The organism is Citrobacter sp. TBCS-14, from assembly GCF_005280805.1.
Taxonomy (GTDB): Bacteria; Pseudomonadota; Gammaproteobacteria; order Enterobacterales; family Enterobacteriaceae; genus Citrobacter; species Citrobacter gillenii.
In genome coordinates this window covers 1-862 of sequence record NZ_SZWM01000866.1, presented here as the reverse complement: position 1 = coordinate 862, position 862 = coordinate 1, and the positions used below count along the sequence as shown (strand labels likewise).

The following is an 862-nucleotide window of genomic DNA, read 5'->3' as shown; positions in this document are numbered from 1 at the left end:
CTTACACCTATCAGGCGCAGCAGCAGGGTAACACCGTTGTTCTGCAGCAGATGGAGCTGACCGACTACGCAAATATGGCTCTGAGCATCCCGTCTGCTAACACCAATATCTGGAACCTGGAACAAGACACCGTTGGTACTCGTCTGACTAACGCACGTCATGGTCTGGTTGATAACGGTGGCGCATGGGTAAGCTACTTCGGTGGTAGCTTCGATGCGGATAACGGCACCATCAACTACGATCAGGATGTTAACGGCATCATGGTCGGTGTTGATTCCAAAATTGATGGTAACAACGCCAAGTGGATTGTCGGTGCAGCAGCAGGCTTCGCGAAAGGTGATATGAGCGATCGTACCGGTCAGGTGGATCAGGACAGCCAGACTGCCTATATCTACTCTTCTGCTCACTTTGCCAACAACATCTTTGTTGACGGTAACTTAAGCTACTCCCACTTCAATAACGATCTGTCTGCTAACATGAGCAACGGTCAGTACGTTGACGGTAGCAGTGCTTCTGATGCCTGGGGCTTCGGTCTGAAACTGGGTTATGACCTGAAACTGGGTGACGCAGGTTACGTGACGCCTTACGGTAGCGTATCCGGTCTGTTCCAGTCTGGTGATGACTATAAGCTGAGCAACGACATGAAAGTTGACGGTCAGTCTTATGACAGCATGCGTTATGAACTGGGTGTAGATGCAGGTTATACCTTCGCCTACAGCGACGACCAGGCGCTGACCCCGTACTTCAAACTGGCCTACGTTTACGACGATTCTAATAACGATGCTGACGTAAACGGTGACTCTATCGACAACGGCGTAGAAGGTTCTGCGGTACGTGTTGGACTGGGTACTCAGTTCAGCTT

1 protein-coding gene is annotated in these 862 nt (G+C 50.7%); it reads left to right on the top strand.

Going from position 1 to position 862, the window contains the following annotated elements; all coding sequences use genetic code 11:
* Nucleotides 1–862: autotransporter outer membrane beta-barrel domain-containing protein (locus tag FDX22_RS21770; RefSeq protein WP_146717761.1), on the top strand; the 862-nt coding region annotated here is incomplete at both ends.